Annotated in this window: 15 protein-coding genes and 2 tRNA genes; 1 reads left to right on the top strand and 16 read right to left on the bottom strand. The window is 55.5% G+C overall.

Annotated features, from left to right (window positions below):
* Window positions 1-390 precede the first annotated feature (390 nt).
* The 7 genes from ACI7MX_RS02330 to ACI7MX_RS02300 all read right to left on the bottom strand — a co-directional run bounded on the left by ACI7MX_RS02330 (window position 391) and on the right by ACI7MX_RS02300 (window position 4,917).
* Window positions 391-903, bottom strand: coding sequence for a Rha family transcriptional regulator (locus ACI7MX_RS02330; RefSeq protein ID WP_405588556.1), 513 nt, complete (start codon window positions 901-903; stop codon window positions 391-393).
* On the bottom strand, window positions 900-1,601 hold the full coding sequence (locus ACI7MX_RS02325; protein WP_405588559.1) for a Rha family transcriptional regulator: 702 nt from the start codon (window positions 1,599-1,601) through the stop codon (window positions 900-902). Before ACI7MX_RS02325 ends, ACI7MX_RS02330 begins: the two co-directional genes overlap by 4 nt.
* The gene (locus ACI7MX_RS02320; protein ID WP_405588562.1) at window positions 1,598-1,897 is read right to left on the bottom strand and encodes a helix-turn-helix domain-containing protein; all 300 of its coding nucleotides are present in this window, start codon (window positions 1,895-1,897) and stop codon (window positions 1,598-1,600) included. Before ACI7MX_RS02320 ends, ACI7MX_RS02325 begins: the two co-directional genes overlap by 4 nt.
* A gap of 1 nt (window position 1,898) precedes the next feature.
* Entirely contained in the window at window positions 1,899-2,156 is a 258-nt protein-coding gene (locus tag ACI7MX_RS02315) for a helix-turn-helix transcriptional regulator (protein WP_405588565.1), read from the bottom strand.
* A 91-nt stretch (window positions 2,157-2,247) separates the two neighbouring features.
* Window positions 2,248-3,258 carry a hypothetical protein gene (locus ACI7MX_RS02310; protein WP_405588568.1) on the bottom strand — a complete coding sequence of 337 codons (1,011 nt, stop codon included), beginning with the start codon at window positions 3,256-3,258 and terminating at the stop codon, window positions 2,248-2,250.
* 152 nt (window positions 3,259-3,410) lie between these two features.
* Window positions 3,411-4,673: a tyrosine-type recombinase/integrase gene (locus ACI7MX_RS02305; protein ID WP_405588571.1), complete on the bottom strand. Its 1,263-nt coding sequence runs from the start codon at window positions 4,671-4,673 to the stop codon at window positions 3,411-3,413.
* Between the two features lie 167 nt (window positions 4,674-4,840).
* Window positions 4,841-4,917, bottom strand: a tRNA-Met gene (locus tag ACI7MX_RS02300).
* Between the two features lie 173 nt (window positions 4,918-5,090).
* Here ACI7MX_RS02300 and ACI7MX_RS02295 point away from each other — a divergent pair.
* Complete coding sequence (locus ACI7MX_RS02295; RefSeq protein WP_146427602.1) at window positions 5,091-6,308, top strand: MFS transporter; 1,218 nt, start codon at window positions 5,091-5,093, stop codon at window positions 6,306-6,308.
* 136 nt (window positions 6,309-6,444) lie between these two features.
* Here ACI7MX_RS02295 and ACI7MX_RS02290 read toward each other — a convergent pair whose 3' ends face one another.
* The 9 genes from ACI7MX_RS02290 to ACI7MX_RS02250 form a co-directional block, all read right to left on the bottom strand.
* A complete protein-coding gene (locus ACI7MX_RS02290; protein ID WP_314486420.1) occupies window positions 6,445-7,533 on the bottom strand; it encodes an FUSC family protein in 1,089 nt (362 codons plus the stop codon).
* 137 nt (window positions 7,534-7,670) lie between these two features.
* Window positions 7,671-8,771, bottom strand: coding sequence for a redox-regulated ATPase YchF (gene ychF / locus ACI7MX_RS02285; RefSeq protein WP_405588575.1), 1,101 nt, complete (start codon window positions 8,769-8,771; stop codon window positions 7,671-7,673).
* A 23-nt stretch (window positions 8,772-8,794) separates the two neighbouring features.
* Window positions 8,795-9,379 carry an aminoacyl-tRNA hydrolase gene (gene pth, locus ACI7MX_RS02280; RefSeq protein WP_405588578.1) on the bottom strand — a complete coding sequence of 195 codons (585 nt, stop codon included), beginning with the start codon at window positions 9,377-9,379 and terminating at the stop codon, window positions 8,795-8,797.
* Between the two features lie 166 nt (window positions 9,380-9,545).
* Window positions 9,546-10,136, bottom strand: coding sequence for a 50S ribosomal protein L25/general stress protein Ctc (locus ACI7MX_RS02275; RefSeq protein ID WP_122786345.1), 591 nt, complete (start codon window positions 10,134-10,136; stop codon window positions 9,546-9,548).
* 139 nt (window positions 10,137-10,275) lie between these two features.
* On the bottom strand, window positions 10,276-11,217 hold the full coding sequence (locus ACI7MX_RS02270; RefSeq protein WP_003208392.1) for a ribose-phosphate pyrophosphokinase: 942 nt from the start codon (window positions 11,215-11,217) through the stop codon (window positions 10,276-10,278).
* Between the two features lie 45 nt (window positions 11,218-11,262).
* Window positions 11,263-11,337, bottom strand: a tRNA-Gln gene (locus ACI7MX_RS02265).
* Between the two features lie 10 nt (window positions 11,338-11,347).
* Entirely contained in the window at window positions 11,348-12,223 is an 876-nt protein-coding gene (ispE, locus tag ACI7MX_RS02260; protein WP_405588583.1) for a 4-(cytidine 5'-diphospho)-2-C-methyl-D-erythritol kinase, read from the bottom strand.
* Between the two features lies 1 nt (window position 12,224).
* The gene (gene lolB / locus ACI7MX_RS02255; RefSeq protein ID WP_405588586.1) at window positions 12,225-12,851 is read right to left on the bottom strand and encodes a lipoprotein insertase outer membrane protein LolB; all 627 of its coding nucleotides are present in this window, start codon (window positions 12,849-12,851) and stop codon (window positions 12,225-12,227) included.
* A gap of 3 nt (window positions 12,852-12,854) precedes the next feature.
* Window positions 12,855-14,579: a tetratricopeptide repeat protein gene (locus tag ACI7MX_RS02250; protein WP_405588589.1), complete on the bottom strand. Its 1,725-nt coding sequence runs from the start codon at window positions 14,577-14,579 to the stop codon at window positions 12,855-12,857.
* Between the last annotated feature and the right edge of the window lie 59 nt (window positions 14,580-14,638).

Raw genomic sequence — 14,638 nt, 5'->3', positions numbered from 1 at the left:
GGAGGGCGCTCAATGCCATACGGCGGTGAGCAAGTGCGCGAATTGCGGACGGAATGAGGGCGTGCTTCATCGGTGTAGCTCCTTCTGCCGAGGAGCTGCCACGTTCGTTACCAAGCGAATGGGTGGCAGCTGTACGCAGGTTGGTAAACCGGGGCAAAAGGAACCCGGCAGGCACGAATGCCTCCCACGCACAGCCGCCATAACACGTAACTGCGGGCACAAAAAAAGCGCCTGCAATCGTAATGGGGGCGCTGTTGCGCCTTTTGCTTATCGGGTTACCAAGCCCGGTCGCTGAATTTGCAGCGACGGGCAAACCATACAGACCGCTAAACTCGTGTGCAACCCCCTGTTTCAGATTGCGTGCGGATATTGTCGTAGTGGGTGCGGTCATCACTGCAAGCTCTCCAGATCGAGCGGAAGTTTCAATTGCTCCCTCAAGTAAGTGACGTGCAGAAACATGCCGGGCTTGTCATAGCGCCAGCGAGCGAGGTGGCGACCACTGCTGCTAGCCTCCTTCTGGTGAGCTAGCAGCGACTGGCAGGCAGTGCCGTAACGGGCTTCGCGGAATGCCATGATGAGGCCGGCTTTCAGGTTGACCACGCGATCATTGTTGCGACACAGTGCCAGCAGGAAGAACGCTTGATCTTCGTTCAGCAGGGCGAGGCGTTCCGGCCTACCGCCAGCGGTTCCGGCCAATGGTTTCTCCGTTTGAAACGGAACAACCCCAAACTCTTTGAACCTGCCGAGGTAGCGCTCTATCAGTGCCATGGCGTTCTTGTGCTTGTTGTCCAACTGCTCGGCCAGCAAGCGGCTGTCCACGCGCGGCTCCCCCTTGTACTCGGTCAGGTTAATGCGGGATTTTCCCGGATTATTTTCGGCTGCGGGCATGATTGTCTTTGTCATGCGGCCACCCCCAGCACCAGCGCGCCAGCCGTTTCCATGTAGGCAAATACTGCGGCCTTAGCTTTGCGACCTGCCTCACGGTGGTCAGCGCCAGACTCGATGCTCTGGTGCAAATGCCGCCGATAGATGGCCTGCAATGTGGTCAGGATCAGTCGCTGTCCCATATCCAGTGAGCCGCGCTGACCGCTCGCAATCCCCATGGCGGTGTTCAGCGCCTTGTTAGCGTTGATATGGAAAACCCGTTCCGGCGTGTGGCTGCCTAAGTCTTTTGCACGCTGCGCCAGCATGGCTACCTCTTCATGCATGGCGTGGTAGAACGGCAGGTACTGGTTATCGGTGACGCTGGCGCGATCGCGGGCTTCGCGGAATGCCTTAACCAGGTTGATCTTGAGTGCCCGCACCTTGGCAGTGTTGCGGCTGTAAGCTAGCAGCAGGTAGCACTGATCCTCGTTGAGGTGAGCGAACTGCTCAGGCTGACCCCGCCCCTTGATTACTCCTGTTTCAAAACGGAGTATTCCGAATTGCTTAAAGTCGGTCGGGTACTTTTTCAAAAGCTGGATTACGTTGTCGTGATCGTTGTCCAGTTGCTCAGCTAGAGTACGGCTATCGGCGCGTGGCTCGCCCTTGTATTGAGTCAGGGTAATGTGTGATTTCCCGACATTACTTTCACTCATCGGTTTGATGATCTTGGCCTTCATGCCGCCACCTTCGCGCTAGGCTTGGCGATCAAGGTGTACAGGGCAACGCCGCTGTGTGTAGCCCCCCATTCATCTGTCAGCACGTTGCGATTGGTGATGATCTTGTAACCGGCATTGCGCAGGTCGCAGATACGGGCACCAGGTCGGCAGATGTTCAGCTCGCGCATGATGGTGAACGTGTCGGATTGCCCCAGGCGCAGGTGCGGAACAAGACGTGCATTTTGAGCGTTGGTACTGGTGTTACTATTGCCTTGCGACAGGCTGCGTTTCTCTTCGGGGATCGTGGCCTTTTTCATTTCAGGCCGCCTCGCGCAGAGCAATGCGTTGACGCACCCAGCCCTGTACCTCCGCCAGTACAAAGCCCACTGGCGAGCCACGCGACTTACTGTTGCTCAGCGATACCGGGCGGGGGAAGGTCGGGTCATCCTTTAGGCGCTTGTAGACGGTGGCGCGTGCGAGGCCGGTGATAGCCTCGACCTCTGGGAAGCGAATGATTGTGTTGGAAGGATCGAACTGGGGAGTTGCGGTGGCTGGAATTTGGCTTATTTTGCTCATGTCTGTATCCCGTTGTTGGTGGCGACGGGAGATAGAATGCAAATTGCGCTGTGGGTTTTGTCCTATTGGGGTCGAGCAAAACCCCAGTGGGTCAGCGTTTAGGCAAGTAAGGAGCAGCCAGCTTCAGGTATTTGACAACAGTTTCCGGGCTACTCGGCAATTCAATACCGTGTGTCGCCGCCACCGCCCTAAGAGTTTCGTCAGCAGCATAGGGCGTAGACAAGTCGATGCCTGATGCTGCGGCAAGGGCCGCCATAAGTTGAGCCACGCTTCTTCGCTCGGTCGGGTGCATCGGCTTTTCGTGCTCAGTTTCTGGCTCAAGAAGCTTGAGTTCAAGGTCCCTCAATGCAAGGCTCCGAACTACAAGTGTATGTCCATTCGGTAGCCCGGCGGCTGGGTACCATACTGTCTCGTAGTCCCAATCGAATTCATGTTCTGGCTGTTTGGTTTTATCTGACGATGCCCCCAGAATCTGATTCACTCGATTGATCGCTTCTCTGCCCTCCTTCGATAGAGGGGGGTTGCCAGTGACTGCTTTTTTACTGGGGGGGACATCGCGTTTATAGCTATCGAGAAGTTGGAAGTATTGGCTCCTGTCAGGACTTGCCACCAAAGGGCCACCTAAGCAAACCAGCTCAACGGGAACACCGTCTGTCAGAAGTTGGTAGGCATGCTCAACGTCAAGAGTTTCGGCTCCTAGCATGAGTAAGTCCCAAACACCTTCCAAAGTAATCGGATGCTGACCATCGCCCTCATATATCAGCACACTCTCCCCGTCAGGTAGAAGATCACCACGGTACAGCTTGACAAAATTATGGAACTCAGTCAGTCCCTCCGCTGAACTTTGGAATTGAGGGTTATCTCTGAGAAAATCCTGCACGTGCTCATTAATTTTGGAGTCGCTTGCCTCGCTGTTTAAAGGCTTAATTTTTATCGGTCGACCTCTAGCGTGGTTAACAAAGTGCACTGACAGCGTTAAATGGCCATCGAGGGCTAGTCTCAGCATATCCGCCACCGATACTTCCTCGCGGGTGCTGATTGATAAGCGTCTCGCTGCTTCCTCGACAGTCAGCCACTCTCTGAGCTTCAGTATTTTGCTCAAGCTTTGCCCTCCCAGGCGATTCCGAATTAAATAGGTCGGCTGACCTGGTGGATGGGAAGTCCGCTTTCGCTCCGCCGAGCTGGGCCAGCCAAAACCGTTGCCTGTTCGGGCAATGTCTATCAGAACAGTAGTAGTGTTCAGTCTATATCTGTCTACGAGAGCAATGTAAGGCCCGCATTAGCCCTCTTGATCGAAACCACATTGCCCTTGGCCAAGGTGTCCTGATGGTCGGCGTACCATTGCATCATGGCCGCGCGCTGCGTCAGGTACTGGGCCTTGTTGTAGATCCCGGCCACGCCTTCTTTGATGTGCGATAGCTGTGCCTCGATGTGGTTTTCGTCGAAGCCGTGTTCGTTGAGGATCGTTGAGGCGATGTGGCGGAAACCGTGGCCGGTCTGGCGTCCTTCATAACCCAGGCGGCGCAGGGCCATCAGAAACACGGTGTTGCTGCGGGGCTTGGTGGTGTCGCTGCGTCCAGGGAACAGCAGCGGATAGCCTCCAGTGAGATTGCTCAGGTCGCGCAGCAGTTCGACGGCCTGACGGGGGAGGGGCACCAGATGTTCACGGCGGCGCTTCATTCGTTCGGCAGGGATAGTCCACAGGGCTTTGTCCAGGTCGAACTCGTCCCACTGGGCCTCTCTTATCTCTGATGGTCGGCAAGCGAGCATGGAGAGCAGGTGTAGGCCGATCCGAACATCTATGGCGCTGGGGTAGGCGCGGATGGCTCGCAGCAATGGCGGCAGCTCATCTATGGAAACGTGGGCGTAGTTCTCAGACGGCTTGGTCTGGAGAAACTTGTGAAGCCCTTCCAGCGGGTTATGGGTGGCGCGGCCAGTCACGCGGGCAAGGTCGTAAATCTCTTGGCATCGGGCGCGTACTCGGCTCGTCTGCTCGATGATGCCCATTTGCTCCATGCCGCGCAGAAAGTCCATCCACTCCATGGGCAGGATTTCGGTATAGATGCGCTTGCCGAACACGGGAAAGACGTGAAGCTCTAACGCGCCGATGGTTCGGGTAGCAGTTCCATCCGTCCAATTTTTGCGCTTGGCGGCGTACCACTCCCGAGCCAGGTGTTCGAAAGTGTTGTTGGTGGCTTCAATCTCAGCAGCCTTTCTGGCTCGCTTGGTAGCGAGAGGGTTCCCACCTTTCGCGGCGTCCTCTCTCAGCTCGGCGGCTTTTTGTCTGGCCTGTGCTCCTGATAACTGATGGTCGCCAGTGCCATAACCGCCAAGCCCCAGCCATGACCATTTGCCATCCGGCTTCTTGTAGCGCAGTTGCCACGACTTGCTACCGTCCGGGCGCACGCGCAGGTATAGGGCGTTTCCGTCCAACTCCCGGTATTCCTTTGCTTCTGGTTCCAGGGTGGCCAGCACCGTGTCAGCTAAAGGGCGGCGTTTAATCTCGCTGCGCTTCATTTTTCTTGTACCCCTCAGTTTCAATTATTTCTCAAGGTACATGAGGGGATACACGGAGGGAAGGTATAGGGGGAGACAGGGATAGATGCCCAGACACAAGAAAGCCCGCACTAGGCGGGCTTCTTGTACTGTTTGTAGACTGCTGTAGACGTCTATAAACAAGCGTTTGGTGGCTACACAGGGACTTGAACCCCGGACCCCAGCATTATGAATGCTATGCTCTAACCAACTGAGCTATGTAGCCAATGGCGCGCATTATTCCCTCGTAATGGACATGTGTCAAGCAAATATCTGAAACTTTTCTCTGTTCTATCAAATGCTTAAGGTTTTAAGGCCTGCGGATGGCAAAGCCTTGTATAAAAATGGCACATTGGACGCACCTGCATGCGTGCATTCAACCGCTGTCCGGAAACTCCCATGGCCCTTAGCAACGTACATACAAAAACAACAACTGCCACACCAGCCCCTCAATCCAGCCCACTGGTCATGCGCATTATTGGCGCAGTGGCCTTGGCGCACTTGATCAACGATTTGATTCAGGCGGTACTGCCGTCGATCTATCCCTTGCTCAAAGCCAAATATGATCTGACCTTTACCCAGATCGGTTTAATCACCCTGACCTTTCAGTTAACCGCCTCTCTGTTGCAACCGTGGGTGGGTTATTACACGGATCGCCATCCCAACCCGCTGCTGTTGCCTGCGGGCATGGTCTGCACATTGGTGGGGATCTTGATGCTTTCAGCTGTGGGCAGCTTTCCGCTGATCTTGCTTGCCGCCGCGCTGGTCGGGGTTGGCTCTTCAACCTTTCACCCTGAAGCGTCCCGGGTGGCACGTTTGGCATCAGGCGGCCGCTACGGATTGGCGCAATCGACCTTTCAGGTGGGTGGTAACGCCGGTTCGGCGTTCGGCCCCTTGCTGGCGGCGGCGATCATCATTCCGTTTGGTCAGGGCAATGTGGCCTGGTTCGGCTTGTTTGCATTGTTCGCCATCGGACTGCTGTATGTGATCAGTCGCTGGTACCGCAATCATTTGAACCTGTTCAAACTCAAGGCCGGTCAGAAAGCGACTCACGGCCTGTCAAAACAGCGCGTGCTCGGTGCGCTGGTGGTACTGGGGTTGCTGGTGTTCTCCAAGTATTTCTACATGGCCAGCCTGACCAGCTATTACACCTTCTTCCTGATTGAAAAATTCGATGTGTCGATTGCCAGCTCGCAGTTGTACTTGTTCCTGTTTCTGGGTGCTGTGGCTGCCGGTACCTTCTTTGGCGGGCCTATAGGCGACCGTATCGGCCGTAAAGCGGTGATCTGGTTCTCGATACTGGGTGTGGCGCCGTTCACGCTGCTGCTGCCTTATGCTGATCTGTTCTGGACCAGTGTGCTCAGCGTGATCATCGGCTTTATTCTGGCCTCGGCGTTCTCGGCGATTGTGGTGTATGCGCAAGAATTGGTGCCGGGCAATGTGGGGATGATTGCGGGAATCTTTTTCGGGTTGATGTTTGGCTTTGGCGGTATTGGCGCTGCGTTGTTGGGCCATTTGGCTGATATTCATGGCATCGAATACGTCTACCGCCTGTGCTCGTACCTGCCGTTGCTGGGTGTGCTGGCCATTCTTCTGCCGCGCAGCAAGAAGGTTTGACAGGTCAAAAGGGTGAGTGAGATCTCTTAGCAGCTGCAGAGTTCTGCGAGGCCGCGTTCGACGATGCAATCGTCGCAAGCGTGAGTTTTTACGACGGCTTTGCCGCCGATCGCAGCCTCGCAGAGCTCGTCAGCTCCTACACGGATTTTATCCCGGTAGATGGATCTGCGGTTTTCTTGGCGTCGTTATGGGTGGTAAAGCCGAACGTCACCAAAGCGCTTTCAACCGTACTCATATGTTGCAGGCACAGCTGCCAGGGTGCGGACACGGCATCCTCTATCTGGGTGGGTTCCACGGGCAGCAGCATCGGTTTCTCGTTGTCATGGGCAATGGCGGCGCACCCTTTGGCGACATTGGCCATTCGCTCATGCAATGACGCCGGGGGCGAGCCTTGCTCTTTGCGCAATGCATCGGCAAACGCCTCAGAGAAGAGCAGGGAGCTGGCGTACAAGCGCACCGCATGGCGTTCATAACGGTTGGCGATGTCTTTGACTTCTCTGGACACAAACCGGCCGCGCAGCGTCCAGCGCGCGGTATTGCGGGCGTTGCTGATACCGTTTTCCAGTGTGATCAGGCTGTCATGGGCGGTAGAGAACAACAGCACTGCATTTTTTGCTTTCTCGGCATCGTTTTCTTCAAGGGCTTGCTGGCATTTGCTGAAACCGCGCGCGAGTTTTTCAAGCAGCTCCTTGGCCGAAGTATCAATAATCCCGATAGGGTTAGGCGTGAGCAGCACTTGGCTGAACACTAATCCAACGCCTGCGCCGACCAGTACGTCGAGCATCCGCACCACGCCAGCCGTCTCCGGGCCCACGGCAAGCATCAACACCGCTGAAACCCCGGCCTGAATGGGTACCACCGCGCCCAAGCCATAGAGGGCAGCGATGGAGATCGCTGAAAAGGTGGCAAAGCCGATTCGCAGCAACGGGTATCCATCGGGCAGCAATAAAGCCGCCTCACCCACGAGAATCCCGGTGGCGACACCGACCATCAACCCTACGGCTTGTTTGCCATGACTGGGCAGGCCCGGAGCCAGGCACACCACGGCGCTGATGGCGGCAAACACCGGGTGTGTGTGCCCGAAGAAGTGGTACGCGAGAATCCATGCCAGCGCCGCAGCGATGGCGCTGGCCAGCGCGTCCCGCCAGCCTGAAGACCAGCGGGTCAAGATTTTTTCAGTCAGGGAGTCGACATGACGACGCAGGAAATTGGCACGGGGGATCATTCAAACTCCCGATCTTAAGTTGAGATGGTAGTAACCATAGACCTTGCTGAAGCATCAGAGTGCGCTTGCGCACGCGCATCAAATGAAAGACCAAAAAAAACCGCGCCTGAGCGCGGTTTTTTTGGACGTGTAATGGTTTACACGTTGAAACGGAAATGCAGAACGTCACCGTCTTTAACGATGTAATCCTTGCCTTCCAGACGCCATTTACCGGCTTCTTTCGCGCCAGCTTCACCGTTGTACTTGATGAAGTCGTCGTAGCCGATCACTTCGGCGCGGATAAAGCCTTTTTCGAAGTCGGTGTGGATCACGCCGGCCGCTTGTGGCGCTGTCGCCCCTACTTTTACGGTCCAGGCGCGAACTTCTTGTACGCCAGCGGTGAAGTAGGTTTGCAGGTCCAGCATTTGGTAACCGGCACGAATCACACGGTTCAGACCCGGCTCTTCAAGGCCCAGGGCCTCTAGGAACATGTCTTTTTCTTCGCCGTCATCAAGCTCGGCGATTTCCGCTTCGATCTTGTTGCACACCGGCACCACAATGGCACCTTCTTCTTCGGCAATGGCCATCACGACATCGAGCAGCGGGTTGTTCTCGAAACCGTCTTCAGCCACGTTAGCGATGTACATCACCGGCTTGGTGGTCAACAAGTGGAAGCCTTTGATGATGAGTTTCTCATCGGCGTCCATGTTCTTGATCAGGCTGCGTGCCGGCTTGCCCAAGGTGAAGTGGGCAATCAGCTGTTCCAGCAGCGCTTTTTGCGCGATGGCTTCTTTGTCACCGCCTTTGGCGTTACGCGCAACCTTTTGCAGTTGCTTTTCGCAGCTGTCGAGGTCGGCGAAGATCAGCTCAAGGTCGATAATTTCGATGTCGCGTTTTGGGTCAACGCTGTTGGAAACGTGAATCACGTTTTCATCTTCAAAGCAGCGAACCACGTGAGCGATGGCATCGGTTTCGCGGATGTTGGCCAGGAACTTGTTGCCCAGACCTTCGCCTTTCGACGCGCCGGCCACCAGGCCTGCAATGTCGACGAACTCCATGGTGGTCGGCAACACGCGCTGAGGCTTAACAATGGCCGCCAGCGCATCCAGACGTGGATCGGGCATCGGCACGATACCGGTGTTCGGTTCGATCGTGCAGAAGGGGAAGTTCTCAGCCGCAATACCGGATTTGGTCAGGGCGTTGAACAGGGTGGACTTGCCGACGTTAGGCAGGCCGACGATGCCGCAATTGAATCCCATGGTGTTTTCCCCGAGGAGTAGAGTCAGGCCTTCTGGCTGTGCAGGTTTTTCATCGCACGGTTCCATTCCCCGGCGAGGATATCCGGCAGCACGCCGAGGGCAAAATCGATGCTGGCGTCCAGTTTTTCCTGCTCGGCGCGAGGCGCGCGACCCAGAACAAAGTTGGACACCATGCTGGCGACGCCTGGGTGGCCAATGCCAAGCCGCAGACGGTAGAAATTATTGTTGTTTCCCAGTTGCGCGATGATGTCGCGCAACCCGTTATGACCGCCATGGCCGCCGCCCAGCTTGAGCTTGGCAACACCCGGTGGCAGGTCGAGTTCGTCGTGGGCCACCAATATGGATTCAGGCGCAATGCGGTAGAAACCGGCAAGCGCCGCAACGGCTTGGCCGCTTCGGTTCATATAGGTGGTGGGAATCAACAGGCGAACATCCTGACCCTGGTAACTGAAACGCCCGGTCAGGCCAAAATATTTACGGTCGGCAACGAGGTTTACCCCATTGGCTGCCGCGAGACGCTCAACAAAAAGGGCCCCTGCGTTATGCCGGGTCTGTTCGTATTCGGTGCCTGGATTTCCCAGGCCAACGATCAGTTTTATGGCGGTCACGACAAGGGCCCTTCTATGGAGTTGTGGATAACATCACCGCTAACGGTTAGCGGCGAAAACGGACAAAAAAACGGGTTTACATGAGTAAACTTCGCGATCTTGTCCGCTTTACTCGCTGCGTGTTAGCTCGCGATGTTTCTCAAGACTCCAAAGACAGAGTAATGAATTACTCAGCTTCTGCTTCTGGTGCAACACGTGGAGCGTGAACGTTGGCTACTGCCAGGTCGTTACCGTGTGCCAGAGCTACGAACTCAACGCCTTTAGGAGCGGTGATGTCCGACAGGTGAATGATCGAGCCGACTTCGGCGTTAGCCAGGTCAACTTCGATGAATTCAGGCAGGTCTTTTGGCAGGCAAGAAACTTCGATTTCCGCAACAACGTGCGAGATCTCGCCGCCTTTCTTGATCGGAGCCGCTTCACCGATGAAGTGAACCGGTACGATTGCAGTCAGTTTTTGACCAGCAACAACGCGTACGAAGTCAGCGTGCATCACGTGGCCTTTAGCCGGGTGACGTTGCAGAGCTTTGATGATCACGTTTTGCTTAACGCCGCCAACGGTCAGTTCGATAACGTGGCTGTAAGCAGCTTCGTTTTCGAGCAGTTTGGCAACTTCTTTAGCCAGCATGCTGATGGATTCAGGGGCTTTGTCGCCACCGTAAACTACAGCTGGAACCAGGCTTGCGAGACGACGCAGGCGGCGGCTCGCACCTTTCCCCAGGTCGGAACGCACTTCAGCATTCAGAGTAAAATCGTTCATGTTGTATCTCCAAAATATCCACATCCGCCCTAGCGTTTGCGACCAGCGCTATGGACGGCATGGGCAAAAAAGCCCCGCCCCAACAGGCTGTTGGGGCGGGGCACTTTTCGTCAACGTGAGTCAGAGAAGGGCAGGGCCCTTATCGGAACATCGCGCTGATCGATTCTTCGTTGCTGATGCGGCGAACCGCTTCAGCCACAACCGGTGCGATATCCAGTTGACGGATACGCGAACAGGCTTGTGCGGCTGCGGACAGCGGAATGGTGTTAGTCACCACCAGCTCGTCCAGCATGGAATTTTCGATATTCTCGATTGCCCGACCCGACAGCACAGGGTGTGTGCAGTAGGCGAACACTTTGGCAGCGCCATGCTCTTTCAAGGCTTTAGCCGCGTGGCACAGGGTGCCGGCGGTATCGACCATGTCATCAACCAAAATGCAGGTACGCCCTTCGACGTCACCGATGATATGCATCACTTCAGAGTGATTAGCTTTCTCACGGCGTTTGTCGATGATACCCAGATCAACGCCCAAGGACTTGGCAACAGCACGTGCACGCACGACGCCGCCGATATCCGGGGACACAATCATTAGGTTCTCAAAGCGCTGATCTTCGATGTCATCCACCAAAACTGGGGAGCCATAGATGTTATCTACAGGAATATCGAAGAAGCCCTGAATTTGGTCAGCATGCAAATCAACCGTGAGAACACGGTCGATGCCGACTACGGTAAGCATGTCAGCAACAACTTTTGCGCTGATAGCCACACGTGCGGAACGCGGACGGCGATCCTGACGGGCATAACCAAAGTAAGGAATAACAGCAGTAATACGAGTCGCTGAGGAGCGGCGGAAGGCATCAGCCATCACGACGAGTTCCATCAGGTTATCGTTAGTCGGAGCACAAGTCGGCTGAATGATGAAAACGTCTTTACCGCGGACATTTTCATTAATCTCAGCGGTAATCTCGCCGTCGGAAAACTTACCGACAGAAATGTCACCGAGTGGGATATGCAGCTGACGTACGACACGCCGAGCTAGATCGGGGTTAGCGTTCCCCGTAAAGACCATCATCTTGGACACGCGCAGTACCTGAAGGCTGAGGGTAACCTGGATGAGTATAAGAAATGGCAGGGGCGGCTGGATTCGAACCAACGCATGGCAGGATCAAAACCTGCTGCCTTACCGCTTGGCGACGCCCCTGTATCTGTTGCTACGAGTACCGTGTACCCGTTTCCTTTGACAGATTCTGTAGTGTTCGGTGCAACATCGAAATGTTACTGCCTTTAGCTACAAACCCTGTAAGGGGCTCTGTTAGAAGGTGCAGCACTTTATCAGCACTTGCTTCGTTTGGGAAGGCCCCAAATATACAACTTCCAGTTCCAGTTAATTTTGCTTCGGTGTATTTACCTAGCAAATTCAAAGCCTTACGTACATCTGGGTAAAGCTCCGTTACCACTGCTTCGCAGTCGTTTCGGCTGTTTCCCTTGGGAACGGGGCGCACTTTAATGGGCAAAGTGTTACGTGTCAACAACGGATGTGAAAAAATTTCTGCTGTGCTTACAGAGACTTGCGGCTTGAGCACAACGTACCAAGGCTCTTCGGGGTATTCCGGCGAAAGGATGTCACCCACGCCTTCAGCGAAGGCGGCGCGGCCCCTCACGAAAACCGGTACGTCAGCCCCCAGCGTTAAACCCAGTGCGGCGAGGCGGTCTTCATCCCAATTCAATTGCCACAAGTGATTGAGGCCGAGCAATGTTGTCGCAGCATTGGAGCTGCCACCGCCGATACCGCCGCCCATAGGCAGCACTTTTTTGATCCAGATATCGATACCCAGAGAGCAACTTGACTGCTCTTGCAGTTTTTTTGCGGCTTTGACGATCAGGTTTTGATCGTGAGGCACGCCCTCAAACGGGGTATTCAGACAGATTTTGCCGTCGTCGCGCACGGCAAAGGTCATTTCATCACCGTAATCGAGAAACTGAAACACGGTTTCCAACTGGTGGTAACCATCTTCGCGACGACCCAGGATGTGCAGCATCAAATTCAGTTTTGCCGGGGAGGGCAGCACCAGTACATCTTTTTGCATGTCATTGTCCCAACTGACGGGGTTGCCAATTTTTTACGACGAGGGTTACGTCCAGATCCGGGCCGTGGAGTTTGACCCGCTCTGGCAGCCAGTAACCGTTTTGCTCGACATAGCTCAAATATTCAACTTTCCAGCCGTCCTGTTCCAGAGTGGCCAAGCGGCTGTCGGTGTTGAGTGTGACCCGGCTTTTGCTGTCAGGTGCCGGCAAGCCGCGTACCCACCAGACCAAATGTGATACCGGCAAGCTCCAGCCCAGTTGCTCACCGAGCAATTCTTCGGGGCTTGCGGCCACAAAGCGACCTTGGCCCGCGACTTCAAGGCTGGCATTTCCCGGACGACCCGTTAAACGTGCTGCCCCTCGGCCGAGCGGGCCGGACAGGCGAATGTCGTAATACTCCTGGCGTTGAAGCCAGAACAAGGTGGCGCTGCCTGAGTCTTTAGGGGCGCGAATGCCGACCTTGCCATTGATTTGCCAGCCGTCCAGCTGCGTCAGCTGCTGTTTATGCTGTGACCATAATGCTTGATTCCCGTGGCCTTCAACTGACTCATGGGAACCCAGGCTCATACAGCCAGCAAGTGTAGCGAGGAGGCTCAAAGCGATAATGTGACGAACATGACGAAAAAACATGAGTTAAAGAGTCTCTGATCCGGTCAGGCGCAAAACGGTTTTGCGCAGAATAGGGCTGTCAGGATTTTCTTTAAGAAAAGTGCCCCAGATTTGTTTGGCTTCGCGTTGTTTGCCGCTGGCCCACAACACTTCACCCAAGTGCGCTGCTACTTCTTGATCGGGGAAGCGCTCAAAGGCCTGGCGCAGCAGGCGCTCGGCTTCAGGCAAATTACCCAGGCGGAAATTGACCCAGCCGAGGCTGTCGAGCACGGCCGGGTCGTCCGGGTTCAGATCATAAGCTTGCTGGATCAGCGCTTTGGCTTCGTCGTATCGGGTGGTTCGGTCCGAAAGCGTATAGCCCAGCGCGTTTAATGCCATCGCGTTGTCTGGCTCGCGCTGAAGAATGGCGCGCAAATCGCGCTCCATTTGCGCAATATCATTGCGTTTTTCGGCCAGCATGGCGCGTGAGTAGAGCAGGCTCAGGTCTTCAGGATTTTGCTTGATGGCTTGTTGCAGAACCGTCCAGGCGCGATCGGTCTGATTATTCGCCGCCAGGGTTTCTGCTTCGATCAGGTACAACTGGCTGGCGTATTCAGGCTGCGCCTCGCGGGCGGCTGCCAGCTTTTTAGTGGCTTCGGCACCACGGCCGTTACTGATCAGGATGTCGGCCTGGCGTAATTGCGCAGGTAAATAGTCATTGCCGGGGCCAACTTGTGCATATTCGATCAATGCACCTTGCGGATCCTTGCGTTCTTCAGCAATGCGGCCAAGGTTCAAGTGGGCCGAATCGACATGGCTGTCGCGTGCAATCAAGTCTTCCAGATAGCCTTCGGCTTCGTCCCAGTTCTTTCCTTCAAGGCTGAGCAGCGCGAGCGAAAAACGCAGTTCGTCATCTTCCGGGTATTGCTGTAACAGGCTGGCAAACTGCACTTTTGCTTCGGCAAATTGATTCTGTTCGATCAGCGTGCGGGCATAGGTCAGCCCCAGTCGCTTGTCATCAGGGTATTGGTTAACGGTTTTTTTCAGCAGGGGCAGTGCTTCGTCGCCTCGGTTCAGGCTTTGCAGCAAGCGTGCGCGCAGCAAAATCGGCGCGATTTCACCGTCCTGCGGAGGGTTTTTCTCCAGCAGCTTCAATGCGCCTTCAGCGTCGCCATCCTGCTGCATCAGTAGGGCCTTGCCAAAAATCAACTGACTGTTGTCGGGGTACTTGAGTAGCAGGCGATCAAAGTTCTTTTGCAGGCCCGCTCGGGTTTGCGCATCCGTTTCTGCCGCTGACAAGGCCAGGAAGTCGAAGTGGGTGTCGCCTTGGCCTTGCAGGACTTTTTCCATGTACACCATGGAGTCGTCATAACGACCATTGCGCGCCAACTGAATAGCGGCGGCCCGCTGTGCTTCAAGTTCGTCCGGTGCGTTTCTGGCCCAGATCAGCGAGGTATCGAGTGCGGCCTGATCCGCGCCCAGGTACTCGGCAATACGGAATGCACGCTCGGACACGCCCGGATCCTGGGTGTTAATCGCCTGTGTCACGTAGTTGTCCAGTGCCAGGTCCAGACGATTACGTTGACCGGCCAGTTCTGCACTCAGCAGGCTGTACAGCGTATCTTCGCTGAACGAGCCGTAGACCACGGGTTTTTCCGGGGTGGAGGCAACGTCTTCTGCCGGTGACGAGTCATCCGGGGACGTGGGGGCCAAAGCCTGGCAGCCACTGAGAAGGACGAGGGCGAGAAACAACGCGGAGGATCTATTCATATAAGAGATGGGCGACTTACCTGCGGTCCGGGCATCATGACACATGCGATGGCGCAAAC

The sequence above is a fragment of the Pseudomonas sp. 2024-210 genome, assembly GCF_045062345.1.
Taxonomy (GTDB): domain Bacteria; phylum Pseudomonadota; class Gammaproteobacteria; order Pseudomonadales; family Pseudomonadaceae; genus Aquipseudomonas.
This window is presented reverse-complemented; position numbering and strand designations above follow the sequence as displayed.